At 64.0% G+C, this 16,226-nt stretch carries 14 protein-coding genes and 1 pseudogene; 3 read left to right on the forward strand and 12 right to left on the reverse strand.

The genetic code is table 11. The annotated features are described in order from the left end of the window. Window positions 1-241: pseudogene (locus AWB81_RS10035) on the forward strand (transposase); the annotation flags it as partial. A 176-nt stretch (window positions 242-417) separates the two neighbouring features. Here the strand turns inward: AWB81_RS10035 and nagE are convergent. From nagE to AWB81_RS10060, 5 genes are all read right to left on the reverse strand, one after another. Further along, window positions 418-2,202 carry an N-acetylglucosamine-specific PTS transporter subunit IIBC gene (nagE, locus tag AWB81_RS10040; protein ID WP_062634758.1) on the reverse strand — a complete coding sequence of 595 codons (1,785 nt, stop codon included), beginning with the start codon at window positions 2,200-2,202 and terminating at the stop codon, window positions 418-420. A 77-nt stretch (window positions 2,203-2,279) separates the two neighbouring features. Then, window positions 2,280-4,862 (reverse strand): phosphoenolpyruvate--protein phosphotransferase, encoded by a 2,583-nt coding sequence (gene ptsP, locus AWB81_RS10045; RefSeq protein ID WP_062634760.1) that lies wholly within the window; start codon window positions 4,860-4,862, stop codon window positions 2,280-2,282. A 12-nt stretch (window positions 4,863-4,874) separates the two neighbouring features. Next, a complete protein-coding gene (locus AWB81_RS10050) occupies window positions 4,875-5,882 on the reverse strand; it encodes an SIS domain-containing protein (RefSeq protein ID WP_062634762.1) in 1,008 nt (335 codons plus the stop codon). Then, window positions 5,875-6,978, reverse strand: coding sequence for an N-acetylglucosamine-6-phosphate deacetylase (nagA, locus tag AWB81_RS10055; RefSeq protein ID WP_062634764.1), 1,104 nt, complete (start codon window positions 6,976-6,978; stop codon window positions 5,875-5,877). Before nagA ends, AWB81_RS10050 begins: the two co-directional genes overlap by 8 nt. A gap of 145 nt (window positions 6,979-7,123) precedes the next feature. Beyond that, window positions 7,124-7,858 carry a GntR family transcriptional regulator gene (locus AWB81_RS10060; protein WP_062634766.1) on the reverse strand — a complete coding sequence of 245 codons (735 nt, stop codon included), beginning with the start codon at window positions 7,856-7,858 and terminating at the stop codon, window positions 7,124-7,126. A gap of 336 nt (window positions 7,859-8,194) precedes the next feature. Between AWB81_RS10060 and AWB81_RS10065 the strand changes: the two genes are divergently transcribed. Continuing rightward, entirely contained in the window at window positions 8,195-9,112 is a 918-nt protein-coding gene (locus AWB81_RS10065) for a bifunctional helix-turn-helix transcriptional regulator/GNAT family N-acetyltransferase (protein ID WP_159938872.1), read from the forward strand. A gap of 46 nt (window positions 9,113-9,158) precedes the next feature. Here the strand turns inward: AWB81_RS10065 and AWB81_RS10070 are convergent, their stop codons facing one another. After that, window positions 9,159-9,971, reverse strand: coding sequence for a MetQ/NlpA family ABC transporter substrate-binding protein (locus tag AWB81_RS10070; RefSeq protein ID WP_062635007.1), 813 nt, complete (start codon window positions 9,969-9,971; stop codon window positions 9,159-9,161). A 169-nt stretch (window positions 9,972-10,140) separates the two neighbouring features. On the opposite strand from AWB81_RS10070, the gene AWB81_RS10075 reads away from it, so the two are divergent. Continuing rightward, entirely contained in the window at window positions 10,141-10,437 is a 297-nt protein-coding gene (locus AWB81_RS10075; protein WP_062634769.1) for a YciI family protein, read from the forward strand. Between the two features lie 55 nt (window positions 10,438-10,492). Here AWB81_RS10075 and cyoD read toward each other — a convergent pair whose 3' ends face one another. The 6 genes from cyoD to cyoE form a co-directional block, all read right to left on the reverse strand. After that, a complete protein-coding gene (gene cyoD, locus AWB81_RS10080) occupies window positions 10,493-10,825 on the reverse strand; it encodes a cytochrome o ubiquinol oxidase subunit IV (protein ID WP_062634770.1) in 333 nt (110 codons plus the stop codon). Further along, a complete protein-coding gene (gene cyoC, locus AWB81_RS10085; protein WP_062634772.1) occupies window positions 10,826-11,434 on the reverse strand; it encodes a cytochrome o ubiquinol oxidase subunit III in 609 nt (202 codons plus the stop codon). Further along, window positions 11,435-13,420 (reverse strand): cytochrome o ubiquinol oxidase subunit I, encoded by a 1,986-nt coding sequence (gene cyoB / locus AWB81_RS10090; RefSeq protein WP_062634774.1) that lies wholly within the window; start codon window positions 13,418-13,420, stop codon window positions 11,435-11,437. Between the two features lie 3 nt (window positions 13,421-13,423). Further along, a complete protein-coding gene (gene cyoA, locus AWB81_RS10095; RefSeq protein WP_062634776.1) occupies window positions 13,424-14,314 on the reverse strand; it encodes a ubiquinol oxidase subunit II in 891 nt (296 codons plus the stop codon). A 398-nt stretch (window positions 14,315-14,712) separates the two neighbouring features. Beyond that, entirely contained in the window at window positions 14,713-15,315 is a 603-nt protein-coding gene (locus AWB81_RS10100; RefSeq protein ID WP_062634778.1) for an SCO family protein, read from the reverse strand. Beyond that, complete coding sequence (gene cyoE, locus AWB81_RS10105; protein WP_062634780.1) at window positions 15,312-16,217, reverse strand: heme o synthase; 906 nt, start codon at window positions 16,215-16,217, stop codon at window positions 15,312-15,314. The genes AWB81_RS10100 and cyoE overlap by 4 nt, the downstream gene beginning before the upstream one ends. Between the last annotated feature and the right edge of the window lie 9 nt (window positions 16,218-16,226).

Raw genomic sequence — 16,226 nt, forward strand, 5'->3', positions numbered from 1 at the left:
CCCAGGTGTCGGTCCTATCACAGCGAGCGTGCTAGCCGCCGAAATGGGCGATGGCAAGCAATATGGTTGCAGCCGGGACTTCGCCGCGTCGATCGGGTTAGTACCGCGCCAGTACAGCACCGGCGGCAAGGCCAACCTGCAGGGGATCAGCAAGAGAGGCGACAAGAACCTGCGCAGATTGCTGGTCCAGGGCGCACGATCGTACATGCAGCGGCTCTCATCGTGGCGCGGGGAGTTATCCCCACAACGACGCCGGATAGATTTAAGCAAGCCAACCACAAGGTCAAAAATCAAGGTTGCAAAAACGGGGGTGACCATAGATTTTCTTGCCCGGCGCTTTCTCCGCGTTTATCCGGCGCGGACGTAAAAACGGCGCCCGAAGGCGCCGTTTCCTCATGCCTGCTGCCGTGTTTCGGCTCAGGCAGGCAGAGGCGCCGCGCCGCCGCCGTTGCCCTGCAGACGCGTTGCCAAATGCCGCGCATAGCGCTCGGCAGCCGAACCGACGACGATGTGGAACGTGTCGGCTGAAACCCAGGCGACGTCGAGCGTCGAGAGCCGCTGGCGATCCACCGCCGACGGATCGCGCACGACTACGCGCAGGCGCGTCGCCGCAATGGCGTCGAGCGAAGACACGTTGGTCGCGCCGCCGAACACGGCGAGCCAGCGCGCCGGGTCCGGATCGAGCGGGCCTTGCTCAGTCGCGGCAACCGCTGCGGGAGCGGCAGCCACCGCAGCCGGCGCGGACGAAGCCGGCGTGGCGCCGCGCGTCGACGAATGCTCGAGTTCCGAGCGGATTTCATCAGCGATCAGGTCCGCTTCCGGTCCGATGATCACCTGCACGGTCGTCGCGCCGCGCTTCAACACTCCCCGCGCGCCGATCGACTTCAACTGCGCTTCCGACACCTTCTCCGTGTCCGCCACCGACAGACGCAGACGCGTCGTGCACGCATCGACGAGCGTCAGGTTCGACGCGCCGCCGAGCGCCGCGATATAGCGGGCTGCACGCGTCGAAGCCGCTGCGGGTGCGGTCGTCGGCGAGACGAAACCACCGGCGCTTTCCGTCGACGCGGTTTCGGCATCGGTCGTCGCGGGTTCGCGGCCCGGCGTCGCCATGTTGAACTTGCGGATGAAGAAGCGGAACAGCCCGTAGTACACCAAGCCGTAGACGATGCCGATCGGGATCGCCATCCAGCCGCGCGTCGAGAGGCCGTAGTTCAGCACGTAGTCGATCGCGCCCGCCGAGAACGTGAAGCCCAGGTGGATGCCGAGCGCCGAGCAGATCGCGAGCGAGAGGCCCGTCAGCACGGCGTGGATCGCGTAGAGGATCGGCGCGAGGAACATGAAGGTGTATTCGATCGGCTCGGTCACGCCCGTCAGGAACGAAGTCAGCGCCATCGAGAACAACAGCCCGCCGACGATCGCTCGACGATCCTTCGGCGCTTCGTGGAACATCGCGAGACACGCGGCCGGCAGGCCGAACATCATCACCGGGAAGAAGCCCGTCATGAAGCCGCCCGCGGTCGGGTCGCCAGCGAAGAAGCGGTGCAGGTCGCCCGTCACCGGCGCGCCGCCGCCCGGCGGCGTGAACGTGCCGAACACGAACCACGCGAGCGAGTTGATGATGTGGTGCAGGCCCGTCACCAGCAGGATGCGGTTCAGCAAGCCGAACACGAAGGTGCCGAGTGCGCCCGCGGTCGTCAGCCAGAGGCCGGCCGCGTCGATTGCATGCTGCACCGGCTGCCAGATGTAGCCGAACACGATGCCGAGTACCAGACAGGCCACTCCCGTCACAATCGGCACGAAGCGTTTCCCTCCGAAGAACGCGAGGTACTCGGGCAGCTTGATGTCCTTGTAGCGGTTGTAGAGATAGCCCGCGACCGAACCCGCGACGATCCCGGAGAGCACGCCCATATTGAGCTTCGGATCGATGTCCTTCATCACCGCGATTTCGATCAGGTAGCCGATCGCGCCCGCGAGCCCCGCCGTGCCGTTGTTGTCCTTCGCGAAACCGACCGCCACGCCGATCGCGAACAGGAGCGGCAGGTTGGTGAAGATCGCGTCGCCGGCGTCGGCGATCATCTTGATGTTGAAAACATCGGGCTGGCCGAGACGCAGCAGAAGGCCGGCCACAGGCAGCACGGCAATCGGCAGCATCAGCGCGCGGCCTAGTCGCTGCATCTTTGCAAACGGGTTAGCGTCCATCGGGTTCTCCAAAAATATAGGTCTTGTCGTTGCTGGGTTTGATTTCGGGACGCGAAACGCCCGGCGCCGGACGGACGTTAGTCCAGCGGCCAGATTTCGCGGCTTGCTGCTCTTACTGCCTGCGCCGATTCGAGCGCGAGGGCATCCTCGGCGCGCTGGCGGCACAACGGGTAATCGAGATTGCGCACGCGCGCCTTGATGCCGGGCACCGACACCGGATCGACCGACAGTTCGGTCACGCCCAGGCCGACGAGCAGCGGCACCGCCACCGGATCGCCGCCGAGCGCGCCGCACACGCCGACCCACTTGCCGTGCTTCTCCGCGCCCTGCACGGCGGCCTTGATGAGGCGCAGCACGGCCGGGTGCAGGCCGTCGGACTGAGCGGCGAGATCGGGCTGGCAGCGGTCCATCGCGAGCGTGTACTGTGTGAGATCGTTCGTACCGATCGAGAGGAAATCGGCGTGTTGCGCCAGTTGATCCGCGAGCAATGCCGCCGACGGCACTTCGATCATCACGCCCACTTCGATCGGCTCGGTGCGTCCGATTTCGCGCGCGAGTTCGTCGATGCGCTGTCTGATACGGACGAGTTCGCCCGAATCCGTGACCATCGGCAGCAGGATGCGCACCGCGCCGAACGGCTGCACGGCGATCAGGCCGCGCAACTGGTCGTCGAGAAGATCGGGGCGCACCTGCGCGAGGCGGATGCCGCGCAGGCCGAGCGCCGGGTTCGTTTCGGGCGGCAGCGTCAGGTAGTCGACTTCCTTGTCCGCGCCGACATCGAGCGTGCGGATGATCGCGGTGCGGCCCTTCAGCGCATCGACGATGCCCTGGTAGCTCTGGGCGTGCTCGTCCTTCGTCGGCGCCGACGCGCGGTGGATGAAGAGCAGTTCCGTGCGCAGCAGGCCGACCGAGTCGGCGCCGTTGTCGACGGCGGTTTGCGCGTCTTCGAGCGTGGCGATGTTGGCGGCGACTTCGATCTCGCGTCCGTCGCGGGTGGCGGCCGCTTCGCCCGACAGGCGGCGGTTCACCTCACGCACGCCCGCGAGGCGCTGGCGTTCCAGCCGCGCGCGCTCGACGTCGAGCGCGGTCGGGGCGTATTCGATCCGTCCCGCCGATGCATCTACGACGACCTGCGTGCCTTCGGGCACGGCATGCAGCGCATCGCCGACCGCGACGAGCGCCGGAATACCGCTCTGCCGCGCGATGATCGCCGCGTGCGAAGTCGCGCCGCCGCGCGCCATCACGAGCGCGGTGACCCGCGTGCGGTCGAGCGACGAGAGATCGGACGGCGTGAATTCGTCGGCGGCGAGCACGGCTTCGTCGGGCAACACACGCGCCGCCGTGTTCGTGTAGCCGAGCGCGCGCACCACGCGCTTTTCGATGTCGCGCAAGTCGGCGGCACGCTCGGCGAGCAGTGCGTCTTCAACCTTGCCGAGCAGCACGATCTGCGCGCGGATCGCCTCGCGCCACGCGAAGCCCGCGCTCTTGCCGAGGCTGATGAGATCGCGTGCGGCGTCGAGCAGCGTCGGGTCTTCCAGCAGCACGCGATGCACCGCGAAAATCCCCGCCTCGCCGACCGCGCCGCGTTGCGACGCGGTGCGCACGGTTTCGTCGAGCTCGGCGTCGACCTTGGCGATTGCGCGGTCGAGCGCGTGGCTTTCTGCCGCCGATGTGCCGCTCGCCTGCTCGGGCGGCGCAATGTCCTGGTCGTCCCAGCGCACGAGCTTGCCGACCGCGATGCCGGGCGCCGCGCACACGCCCGCGAGCGTGTTCGGGTCGAGCGGCTGGCCCGGCGTGCGCGCGACCATCTGCGGCGCGGGCGACTTCGCGCGCGCCGGCGTTTCTTCCACTTCGCCGTGCGCCGCGCGCAGCAGTTCCGTCGCGACCGCTTCGACGGCTTGTGCCGCCTGTGCGCCGATGCCGAGCAACTCGATCGTCGCGCCCTCGCCCGCGCCGAGCCCCAGCAATCCGACGACGCTTTCGATCGGCGCCTTGCGGCCTTCGTAGCGTACTTCGACCTTCGCGTCGAAACCGCGCGCCGCTTCCCGGGCGCGCGCCGCCGGCCGCGCATGCAGGCCGCCCGCGTGAGCGAGCGTTACGTTGCGGCGGGCTTCGTCGGTGAAGTTGGCGTCGCTGCGGGCGGCGTCGGCCTTGTCGCCGGCTTTTGCGCGCAGTACGAGCAGGCGTCCTCCCGCTTTCAGCACGCCGCGCCCGGCGCGCTCGATGACCTCGAACGCGTCGCTGTTAGCCACCGCTATCACGGAAACGAGGCTCGGCGCGTTCTGCGCAACATAGTCGGCGTCGAATTCGATCAGCACCTGGCCCGCGCGCACCTCGGCGCCCTGCGCGACCTTCGGCGTGAAACCCTTGCCACCTAGCTCGACCGTATCGATGCCGATGTGCAGCAGGATTTCGGCGCCCTCTGGCGTGCGCAGCGTGACGGCGTGATTGGTGCGGGCGAGATGGGTGATCGTGCCGTCGCACGGGGAGACGAGCACGCCTTCGAGCGGATCGATGCCGATGCCGTCGCCGAACATGCCTTCCGCGAAGACGGGATCGGGCACATCGGCGAGCGGCACGACGGGGCCGATGAGCGGCGCGAGCAACACGAACGGGTTAGCGGTGGAATGGTTCAACAGTGACTCCTCGGCACGGCGCATCGGGTTACTCGCTCAGTGAGTTTCGGTGACTTTGTTCAGATGACGCGGCGTGTCGGGATTGCGCCCGCGCGCGGCGGCGAGACCCGCGGCCATCACATAGAAGGAAAGAATCGCGGCGATCGGATCGAGCGCCGGGTGGTCCGTGACGGCGAGCGGCAAATCGGCTTCCGCGATGTCGTCGGGGGCGGCGAGCAGCACGCGTGCGCCGCGTGCGCGCATGTCGCGTGCGAGCTGGATCAGGCCCGCCTGCTCCGGTCCGCGCGGCGCGAAGACGAGCAGCGGATAGTCCTGGTCGATCAGTTCCATCGGGCCGTGACGCACTTCCGCGCTCGAAAACGCTTCTGCCTGAATGCCCGAGGTTTCCTTGAGCTTGAGCGCCGCTTCCTGTGCGATGGCAAGCCCGAGGCCGCGCCCGATCACGATCATGCGGTCGACACCCTTCAGTTCGTCGACGGCCTTCGACCAGTCGAGTTTCCCCGCCGCGCGCAATGCGTCGGGCAGCGTCTTCAGCGCGTTCAGCAATTCGACGTCGCGCTGGACGTGCGCGATCACGATCGCGGAAAGCGACAGCATCGCGATGTAGCTCTTGGTAGCGGCAACGCTCAGTTCGGCGCCGGCGAGGAGCGGCAGATGCCATTCGCAGGCGTCGGCGAGCGGCGAGTTCGGCGCGTTGACGGCGGCGACGGTGAACGCGCCCGCTTCACGCAGCGCCTGCATCGTGCCGACCAGGTCGGGACTCTTGCCCGACTGCGAGAACGCGACGGCGAGTTGCCCGGCGACGCGCAACGGCGCTTGCTGCAAGGTGGCGACCGACATCGGCAGCGACGCGACCGGCACGCCGATGCGGCTCATCGTGAGGCTCGCGAAGTAGCTCGCGGCGTGGTCGGAACTGCCGCGAGCGACCGTGAGCGCGACATGACGCGGCGCTTCGGAAAGCTTGACGGCAAGGGCCTCGATATTCGAGGTATCGGCGAGCTGGGCGGCCACGACATCGGCTGACGCCAGCGCCTCATTAAGCATATTCGACAATCGATTCTCCTTCGACATAAGTGGCCGTCAGCGCCAGTTCGCGGTCGATGACGACAAGGTCGGCCCAGGCGCCGCGCGCGATGCGGCCGCGGTCTTCGAGTCCGAGGTAATCGGCGGCATTGCGCGACAGGCGGTTCGAGACGTCCGCGATCGGCAGTCCGAGCGACACGAGGTTGCGCAGTGCCTGATCCATCGTGAGCGTGCTGCCGGCGAGCGTGCCGTCCGCGAGACGCACGCCGCCCATGCATTTGGTGACGTGCTGGCTGCCGAGGCGATATTCGCCATCGGGCATGCCCGACGCCGAGGTGCTGTCGGTCACCACGTACAGATGCGGAATCGCGCGCAATGCCGCGCGAATCGCCCCCGGATGAACGTGCAGCAAATCGGGAATCAGTTCCGCGTATTCGGCGTGCGCGAGCGCCGCGCCGACCATCCCGGGATCGCGGTGATGCAGCGGCGACATCGCGTTGAAAAGGTGCGTGAAGCCGCGCGCGCCGTGCTTGAGCGCGGCGACGGCGTCGTCGTAGGTGCCGAGCGAGTGGCCCAGTTGCACGCGCACGCCGCGCGCCGCCATCTCGCTGATGATGTCGAGATGGCCGGAGATTTCCGGCGCGATGGTGACGACGCGGATCGGCGCGAGCGCGAGGTATTTCAGGACTTCGTCGCGCACGGCGACGGCCGCGGCGTCCGGCTGCGCGCCGAGCTTGCCAGGATTGATGTACGGACCTTCCAGATGCACGCCGAGCACGCGCGCGCCGCCCGGCGCGCGGTACTTCGCCTGCTCGCCGAGACCCGCGACGACGCTCATCAGTTCGTCGCGCGGCGCGGTCATCGTGGTAGCGAGAAGGCTCGTCGTGCCGTGCTGCGCGTGCAGGCGCGCGACGGTCTGCGCCGCGTCGCCGCCTTCCATGATGTCGGCGCCGCCACCGCCATGCACGTGCAGGTCGATGAAGCCGGGCAGGATGTGCGGGGCGTCATTGGTCGACGGATCGACGCGCTCGCCTTCGAGCGCCGTGACGCGCCCGTTCTCGAAGCGGATCGAGCCGTGGATCCAGCCGTCGGTCGTGAGGATGTTTCCTTTGAGCATGAAGTTCTCTGTGAAACGCGATGCGTGATGAGGCTGAAATCCGGGCGCGCCATGCTGCGAGCAGGCGAAATCTGCGTCCGGCGTCTTTGTCCTCTCGTTTTTTTTTGGGTGGTGCGCGCCTTGAGTGCCGGCGCTGTAGGTGCTGCTATCGGTGAAGCTCCGCGACGAAGTCGTAGTAATCGTCGCGGCAATACGTGTCCGTCAGTTCGATGGAGCGCTGGTCAGCCGAGTAGCCGATCCGCGTGATGACGAGCAGCGCCGCGCGCGGCGCCACGCCCATCAGGCGCGCGATCTCCGCGCCCGCGTTGACCGCGCGAAAATGCTGCAACGCCCGCACAACCGACATGCCACGCTCCTCTAGATATCGATAGAGCGAGGCGCCGATCGCAAGCGGCTGCGGCACCACTGAAGCCGGCAGCGTGGAATGCTCGACCGCCATCACCATGCCGTCCGCACGTCTCAAGCGCCGCAAGCTCGCAACGCCCGCACCCGGCGACAAACCCAATCGCACGGTTTCGTCGCGGCTCGCCGTGCGCACTTCGCGCTCGAGCCAGACCGAGTCGGGCGTGAAGCCGCGCTGCTCCATCTTCGTCGTGAAGCCCGTGAGCCTCGACAACGGGTCTTCGACGCGCGGCGTGATGAAGCTGCCAGCCCCGCGCACCCGGCGAATCAGACCTTGCTCGACCAGGAGCGCGATGGCCTTGCGCGCGGTGATCCGCGACACGCCGACGCTGTCCGACAAGATTCGCTCCGACGGCAGCGCCTCGCCGGCCGACCATGCGCCGGCATGAATCCGAGTGGCGAGGCGGGCGGCGAGCTGCAGGTACAGCGGCGTGCTGTTCTGCGCATCGGGAGCCAGTTCTCGCCATCGTTCGTCCATCGATTTGTCCGGTCAGGAGCGCTTGTTGGAGCCCATTATATAACCAAAATAATACCAGTCAATTTCGACAATTCAATCTTCCATAATTGCTTTTTACTCATATAAATCAATTAGTTACAGTGCAATTATCAAGTCGACGGGCAGGCTCCGACGGATCGGGATTTACCCGCATGCGCAGCCCACTCGATCCCGACCGGTCCGCGCAAAAGAATCCAGTTCGTTCGCCTTCACAAAGATGCACGCTTGTGCTTTTATTTGGGCACAATGGACACACTTGCTTCGGACTCTGAACTAATGCGCACATACCTAGCTGGACAATGAGAGAACGAGGGAATGATGACTGGTGCGGATCCCATCCGCGCCGCCGAGGCGGTCCGGCGCTTCAATCACTTCTATGCGCGCTACACGGGTGCCTTGCAGGAGCGTCTCCGCCAGAGCTTTTTTTCGACGGCGGAAGTGCGGGTCCTCCAGGTGCTCATGTACGAGCCATCGCAGACGGCGGCGCAGGTCGCGCGCAGCCTGGGGCTCGACACCGGCTATCTGAGCCGGCTATTGAGCAAGTTCGAACGCAACGGATTCCTCGTGCGGCGCCCCACGATCGACGACGCCCGCAAACACTTCCTGATCCTGACAGCGGCAGGCCGCGCGGCCTTCGACGAAATCGGCGCGGGCAGCTTCGGCGAGATATCGGCAGCGCTCGATCGCTTTACTGAAGGCGAACGCGCGCAACTTATCTCTTCGATGGCGGATATCGAACGCCTGCTCTCGCCTCCCGTCGATCAGGAACGCGTGCGCCTGCGCAACCCGCGCCACGGCGACTTCGGCTGGATCGTCGAGCGCTGCGCCCAGTTTGTTCCGCATGACAAGGCCAGTCCGGACATCGAAGCGCGCGCGGCGTCGGTCATTACGCGCTTTCTCGACACGCCGCATGGCGCGACTCACGACGCGCGGCGCGCTGTGTGCTGGATCGCCGAACAGGACCATGGCTCGCGGATCGGTGCCGCGATGCTGATGCGTGTGTCGGAAAGGCTCGCGCGCATCGAACTGCTATTTGTGGAGCCGGGCGCGCGCCGGCATGGGCTTGGCTCGCGTCTCGTCGAGGCGTGTTCGCGGTTTGCATTCGACGCGGGCTACGAGCAACTGTCCTGCTCATTCGACGAAGCCCACGCCGATCTTCGCGGGTTCGTCGTGAGCCGTGGATTCGCATCTGCGAACGACGGCTGGCGACGTTCGCTCTCTTCCGTCGACGCATAAAAAATGGTGCCCGTGAGGCGCCATTTGTCCTGCCGTCTGAGTCGACTCAGAACGAGGGCACGATCGAACCCTTGAACTCCGTCTTCAGGAACTGACGCACGTCTTCAGACTGGTACGCGGCGACCAGCTTCTTCACCCACGGCTGGTCCTTGTCTTTCGCGCGCACTGCGATCAGGTTCGCGTACGGGCTGTGCACGTCTTCGAGTGCGATGGCGTCCTTGCCCGGCTGAAGACCGGCGGCCAGCGCGAAGTTCGTGTTGATCGCCGCGGCGTCGACATCCGCGAGCGTGCGCGGCAACTGCGCGGCATCGAGTTCGACGAGCTTGATCTTCTTCGGATTCTCGGCGACGTCGAGCGGCGTTGCGTTGCTGCCGTTCGTGCCCGCGCCGGCCTTCAGTTTGATCACGCCTTGCGCCTGCAAGAGCAGCAGCGCGCGATTTTCGTTCGACGGATCGTTCGGGACCGCGACCTTCGCGCCCTGCGGCAGATCCTTCACCGACTTCACTTTCTTCGAATAGACGCCGAGCGGCGAGATGTATGTCAGTCCGGCGTTGACAAGCTTGTAGCCGCGCTGCTTGACCTGGCTGTCGAGATACGGCCGGTGCTGGAAGCTGTTCGCGTCGAGATCGCCCGCGTCGAGCGCGGCGTTCGGCTGCACGTAGTCGTTGAATTCGACGACCTTCACGTCGAGGCCGTCGCGCTTCGCAACCTTCTGCACGACTTGCCAGATTTGCGCGTCGGGACCGCTGATCGTGCCGACCTTGATGACTTTTCCTTCGGCATAGGCGCCTGCGCTCGAGCAAAGCGCGGCCGACACGGTGATGAGGGAAAGGGCTTTGAGCAAATGTCTGCGCTGCATGGTGTTCTCGCTTCGATACATGATGACGGGTACTTCGCCTGAGGCCGCGGATATTCGCACACTCGTGGTGCAAACGGAAATACGCGATTGGAATGTCGTTATTCCGACGCCGGCGTGAAAGGCACCGTCCGGCTTAAAATCGTCACACATCCAAACCGGAACGACCGACATGTACGTCATCAATCTGCGCTATACGGGCGCGCTTGCCGAGATCGACGATGCACTCGATGCGCATCGCGTCTTCCTCGAACGCCAGTTTGCCGCGGGCATTTTCTTCGCCGCGGGTCCGAAGGTGCCACGCGACGGCGGGATCATCCTGGCATCGGCGATCGATCGCGACCGGCTCGATTCGATCCTCGCCGAGGATCCGTTCGCGATACAGAAGCTCGCGCACTACGAAGTGATCGAGTTCAAGGCGACACGGCTCGCGCCGGGCCTGAACCTGCCGTCGCCCCAGGGCGCGTAAACGAAAGAAGGCGGCCGATGGCCGCCTTCTTTCACGAGACGCTCGCGTTACCCGGTTATCGCGACATCATGTTCATCGACACGTTGTGCATGACCCACATCGTGCCCACGATCAGGAACGCCGCCGCAAGCACGGTATAGCCGAACGCGATCAGATTCCAGCGTTGCGCCCGCGACGTGTTCATGTGCAGGAAATACACCAGATGGACGACGATCTGCACGAAGGCCAGCGCGCCGAGCACGAGTAGCGCGGTATCGGGCGGCAGCACGCCCTTGATGACGAGGCCAAACGCGGCCGCGGTGAGCAGCACCGAAAGCACGAAGCCGACGACATAGCTGCCGAGCGTGCCGTGTCCGTGGTCCGCCGTTGAAGAGTGCGTATGAGTCATTTAGATCACGCTCGCGAGATAGACGAAGGTAAAGACACCGATCCACACGATATCCAGGAAGTGCCAGAAAAGACTCAGGCACGTCAGCCGACGGATTTCACGCTCGGACAGTTCCGGGTTGCAGATGACCTGCGCGGCGAGCACGGCCATCCATACGAGGCCGAGCGTCACATGCAGGCCGTGCGTGCCCAAAAGCGTGAAGAACGACGACAGGAACGCGCTGCGGCCGGGGCCGAAGCCCTCGTCAAGCAGATGTCCGAATTCGCGGAATTCCAGCCAGAGGAACCCGAGACCCAGCAGGAAGGTGATCGCGAGCCACATCAGCACCGTGCCGCTCTTGCGACGGTGCGCGCCGAGCATCGCGAAGCCGAAGGTGATGCTGCTCAGGAGCAGCATCACGGTTTCGAGCGCGACGCCCTGGATATCGAAGAGCTCCTTGCCGCCTGGACCGCCTGCGAACTGATGCGCCATCACGCCGAACGTGGCGAACAGTGACGCGAAGATCACGCAGTCGGTCATCAGATACAGCCAGAAACCGAAGACCGAGTGCGACGGGACGTGTTCTTCGCCGGAATCCAGCGGGTCCAGAACGAGAGTTTTCTGCAACATTTAGCTGACCTCCACTGCCGCAAGCGCCGGACTGCGTTTTTCCTCGATCGAAAGGACCGTCGAAGCATCGATGTAATGGCCGTCATTGCGACGGAAGCTGTAGCCGATCACCGTCACGGCAATGGCCACAAGCGCCGCAATAGCGAGCCACCAGATATGCCAGACCCCGGCAAAGCCCAGCGCAAGGCTAAACAAGCCGACAAACAATCCGGCGCTCGTGTTCGACGGCATGTGAATGTCGCGGTAGACCGTGTCACGTCCAAGGCCGTGGCCCGTTTCCTTCATGTGCGCGAACGCATCGAGTTCATGGACGACAGGCAGGTTTGCGAAGTTGTAGGCAGGCGGCGGCGATGTCGTCGCCCATTCGAGCGTGCGGCCGCCCCACGGATCGCCCGTTGCGTCGCGGTACTCAGGCAGATGGCGGTTGCGCACGCTCACCCACACTTGCGCGACCTGGAACACGACGCCCACTGCGATCAGGCCCGCACCGCACGCGGCTACGATCAGCCAGGGTTGCCAGGCGGGATTGTCGTAGTGGTTCATGCGTCGCATCATCCCCATGAAACCGAGCACGTAAAGCGGCGTGAACGCGACGAAATACCCGACGAACCAGCACCAGAACGCGCACTTGCCGAGCTTCTCGTTGAGCTTGAATCCGAAAGCCTTCGGGAACCAGTAGTGAACGCCGGCGAGATACCCGAACACCACTCCTCCGATGATCGTGTTATGAAAGTGCGCCACCAGAAACAGCGTGTTGTGCAGCAGGAAGTCGGCGCCCGGAATCGCAAGCATCACGCCCGTCATGCCGCCGATCGTGAACGTCACCATGAAGCCGATGGTCCACAAAACGGGCGCCGTGAACTCCAGCCGGCCGCGATAGATCGTGAACAGCCAATTGAAGATCTTCACGCCGGTCGGAATGGCGATGATCATCGTCATAATGCCGAAGAAGGCGTTGACGTTCGCACCCGAGCCCATCGTGAAGAAGTGATGCAGCCACACGAGGAACGCCAGAACCATGATCACGCACGACGCGTACACCATCGTGCGATAGCCGAACAAGGTCTTCTTGGCGAAGGTCGCCACCACTTCCGAATAGATGCCGAACGCCGGCAGCACGAGGATGTACACCTCCGGGTGTCCCCATGCCCAGATCAGGTTCAGATAGACCATCGGATTGCCGCCGAGGTCGTTGGTGAAGAAGTGCATGCCCATATAGCGGTCGAGACCGAGCAGCGCCAGCGCGACCGTCAAGATCGGGAACGTCGCCATGATGAGCACGTTCGAGCAGAGCGCGGTCCACGTGAACACCGGCATCTTCATGAGCGTCATGCCGGGCGCGCGCATCTTGACGATCGTCACGAAGAAGTTGATCGCCGTGATGAGTGTGCCGACGCCGGACAGCTGCAAGCTCCAGAGGTAATAGTCGACCCCTACGCCCGGACTGTATTGCAACTCCGAAAGCGGCGGGTAGGCAAGCCATCCGGTTTGCGCGAATTCGCCGATCACGAGCGAGACGTTCATCAGGATCGCGGCGATCGCCGTCATCCAGAAGCTCAGCGAATTGAGGAACGGGAACGCGACATCGCGCGCGCCGATCTGCAATGGCACCACGAGATTGAAGAAGCCAACCATCAGCGCCATCGCCATGAAGAAGATCATGATGACGCCATGCGCGGTGAAGATCTGATCGTAGTGATGCGGCGGCAGGAAGCCCGGATCGAGATAGGCGATGGCCTGCTGCGCACGCATCATCACGGCGTCGATGAAGCCGCGCACCAGCATCAGCACGGCGACGACGCAATACATGACGCCGATGCGCTTGTGGTCGACGCTCGTCAGCCACTCCGTCCATAGCCATTTCCACTTGCCGTAGACGGTAAGCGCGCCCCCTATGCCAAGCACCAGAAGCGCCATGAAGGCTGCGGCCCCCATGATGATCGGCTGATCGAAAGGGATCGCCGATAGTGTGAGTTTTCCGAACATGCGTTACCCCTGCGTTGCGCAGGCAGCATCCTTGAAGTCGAGGACGTTACCGTTGTTGTACTTTGCGATGATGTTGCGAAAGAGCTTCGAATCGACGGTCGAGAAATACCTGACCGGCTGGTTCGCGCTCGGCTGCGTCACGACGTTGTAGGCGTTCATGTCGAGACGGTCGGAGGAGGCCTTCACGCTCGCGACCCACGTGTCGAACTGAGCCGGCGTCTTGGCCAGCGCCCTGAACTTCATGTCGGAATACCCGTGTCCGCTGTAGTTGGCCGACACGCCGGCGAAATCGCCCGCATGGTCGGCGACGAGATGCAGACGCGTCTGCATGCCCGCCATCGCGTAGATCTGGCTGCCGAGCTGCGGGATGAAGAACGAATTCATCACCGAATCGGACGTGATGCGGAAGTTGACTGGCGTGCCGACCGGAAACGCGAGCTGGTTGACCGTCGCGATGCCGAGATCCGGGTAGATGAAGAGCCACTTCCAGTCGAGCGCGACGACCTCGACGTTGATCGGCGCAACAGACGACTCGAGCGGCTTGTACGGATCGAGTTCGTGCGTCGTCTTCCATGTCAGGATGCCGAGGAAGAGGATGATCAGCGTGGGAATGGTCCAGACGACGACTTCGATGGCCGTCGAGTGCGCCCACTTCGGCGCATAGACGGTGTTGCGATTGGACGCACGATAACGCCACGCGAACGCGAGCGTCAGGATGATCACCGGTACGACGACGATGAGCATCGCGAGCGTCGCAGTGGTGATCAGTTCCTTCTCGGCGACCCCGACACTGCCTTTTGGATTCAGCAGATCCAGTTTGCTACATCCGGAGAGACATGAGATCAGTGCTACCGAGAAGGGAAGCAAGATCCCTCTTAAGAGTTTTCCGTTCATATCATTTGCCTGATCTTCATTGATTCGTTCCAGACGGGGAGAGATGCGCGATCCCACTGGGGAACGCGCTGCAAGGCGTTACAGCGCGAAATTTTATGCAGGCCCACCGAGGCAGAAATTGACGCCGGTCAACATAACGACTGCGTCTAAACGCCCTAAATCGCGGGGTTTGTCTGAAGATCTTCTTAGAAGAGGGATGAGCGTCGCCATCCATGTAATTAGGATGTCTATATAAGATGGCCGCATTTGATCGAATGACGGGGCGGACACGCGCTCGCATCCGCGTCGTTACAAGCAGAAGAGATGGAATTGCCGTCGAATCGGCGATGATGGTTGTAGATCGAATTCGACCGACAACCTTGCGTGTCGCTGAGCCGTCATCCGGCGAACCGCTGCCCTCAGTCGAGCAGCAGTTTCAGATCGTGGACCCACGGCTGAACGCCCTGGCCATCCCGGGCAAAAAGTCGCAGCTTGCCTTCCGGATCGAAGACGTAGCTCGCGGCTGTGTGGTCCATCGTGTAGTCGCCCGGCGTCTTGCCCTGCGCCTTCGCGTAGTACACGCGGAAGTCCTTCGCGACCTTCGCGAGCTCCGCGTCGCTCGCAGGACGCAAGCCGATGTACGACGAATTGAACGCCGATACATACTGCCCGAGCAACTCGGGCGTATCGCGCGCGGGATCGACGGTGACCATCAGCACCTGTACGCGCTTGCCCTCGTCACCGAGTTGCTGCAGCGCCTGTGAAAGCTCGGCGAGCGTCGTCGGGCAGACGTCCGGGCAGTGAGTGTACCCAAAGAACAGAACGACGGCCTTGCCTTTGAAATCGGCGAGCGTGCGCGTCTTGCCCGACGTGTCGGGCAGCGAGAACGTGCTGCCGAATTGGGTATTGCCGGTGATGTCGAGATTCTTGAAGTCGGGCGCCTTGTTGCACGCCGCCAGCAGCGCGGCACCGGCCAGCGCGAGCGCGATGCGCCCGAAGGTCCTGCGAGCCGGAACCGTCATGCGCCGATCACCGTGCGCACGTAATGATCGACGAGCAGCGCGCCGAACAGCAGCGACAGGTACACGATCGAATAACGAAAGGTCTTGCGCGCGAGGGCGTCGGAGTATTCGCGATAGATCTTCCATGCGTAGCCGAGGAACACTGCGCCCAGCACCACCGCTGATGCCAGATAGATCACACCGCTCATGCCGGAAATGAACGGCATCATCGTGACGGCGAAGAGGATCACCGTGTAGAGGAAGATGTGCAGCCGCGTGTACTGTTCGCCGTGCGTGTTCGGCAGCATCGGCAGGCCGGCGTTCTCGTAGTCCTTGCGGCGATAGAGCGCGAGCGCCCAGAAATGCGGCGGCGTCCACACGAAGATGATCAGCACGAGAATCCACGCGTCGCCGGGTACTGCGCCCGTCACGGCCGCCCAGCCGAGCGCCGGTGGCATCGCGCCCGACGCCCCGCCGATCACGATGTTCTGCGGCGTGTAAGGCTTGAGCAGCAGCGTATAGATCACCGCGTAGCCAACGAACGTCGCTACCGTGAGCCACATCGTCAGCGGATTGGTGAACGTGTAGAGCGTCGCCATGCCGGCGCCGCCGAGCACCGCCGAGAACAGCAGGATCTGCGTGGTCGTGATCTCGCCGCGCGCCGACGGACGCCACGACGTGCGCCGCATCATCGCATCGACTTTTTGTTCGACGAGACAGTTGATCGCGAACGCCGCGCCCGCCAGCAGCCAGATGCCGACTGTACCGCCGATCAAAACGGTCCACGGCACCATGCCGGGCGTCGCGAGAAACATTCCGATGACCGCGCAAAACACCGCAAGCTGCGTCACGCGCGGTTTCGTCAGCGCGAGATATTGCGAGAGGCGGTTACCGGAGGGAGAGGTGATTGTCGTGCTTTCCATGATTTGGAT

This window comes from Caballeronia arationis (assembly GCF_001544975.2).
In the GTDB taxonomy this organism is placed as follows: Bacteria; Pseudomonadota; Gammaproteobacteria; order Burkholderiales; family Burkholderiaceae; genus Caballeronia; species Caballeronia arationis.

Excerpts from the sequence above, each read along its gene's own strand:
- nagE (WP_062634758.1), bottom strand. The coding sequence starts at position 2,202 with ATGGACGCTAACCCGTTTGCAAAGATGCAGCGACTAGGCCGCGCGCTG.
- ptsP (WP_062634760.1), bottom strand. The coding sequence starts at position 4,862 with ATGCGCCGTGCCGAGGAGTCACTGTTGAACCATTCCACCGCTAACCCG.
- AWB81_RS10050 (WP_062634762.1), bottom strand. The coding sequence starts at position 5,882 with ATGCTTAATGAGGCGCTGGCGTCAGCCGATGTCGTGGCCGCCCAGCTC.
- nagA (WP_062634764.1), bottom strand. The coding sequence starts at position 6,978 with ATGCTCAAAGGAAACATCCTCACGACCGACGGCTGGATCCACGGCTCG.
- AWB81_RS10060 (WP_062634766.1), bottom strand. The coding sequence starts at position 7,858 with ATGGACGAACGATGGCGAGAACTGGCTCCCGATGCGCAGAACAGCACG.
- AWB81_RS10065 (WP_159938872.1), top strand. The coding sequence starts at position 8,195 with ATGACTGGTGCGGATCCCATCCGCGCCGCCGAGGCGGTCCGGCGCTTC.
- AWB81_RS10070 (WP_062635007.1), bottom strand. The coding sequence starts at position 9,971 with ATGCAGCGCAGACATTTGCTCAAAGCCCTTTCCCTCATCACCGTGTCG.
- AWB81_RS10075 (WP_062634769.1), top strand. The coding sequence starts at position 10,141 with ATGTACGTCATCAATCTGCGCTATACGGGCGCGCTTGCCGAGATCGAC.
- cyoD (WP_062634770.1), bottom strand. The coding sequence starts at position 10,825 with ATGACTCATACGCACTCTTCAACGGCGGACCACGGACACGGCACGCTC.
- cyoC (WP_062634772.1), bottom strand. The coding sequence starts at position 11,434 with ATGTTGCAGAAAACTCTCGTTCTGGACCCGCTGGATTCCGGCGAAGAA.
- cyoB (WP_062634774.1), bottom strand. The coding sequence starts at position 13,420 with ATGTTCGGAAAACTCACACTATCGGCGATCCCTTTCGATCAGCCGATC.
- cyoA (WP_062634776.1), bottom strand. The coding sequence starts at position 14,314 with ATGAACGGAAAACTCTTAAGAGGGATCTTGCTTCCCTTCTCGGTAGCA.
- AWB81_RS10100 (WP_062634778.1), bottom strand. The coding sequence starts at position 15,315 with ATGACGGTTCCGGCTCGCAGGACCTTCGGGCGCATCGCGCTCGCGCTG.
- cyoE (WP_062634780.1), bottom strand. The coding sequence starts at position 16,217 with ATGGAAAGCACGACAATCACCTCTCCCTCCGGTAACCGCCTCTCGCAA.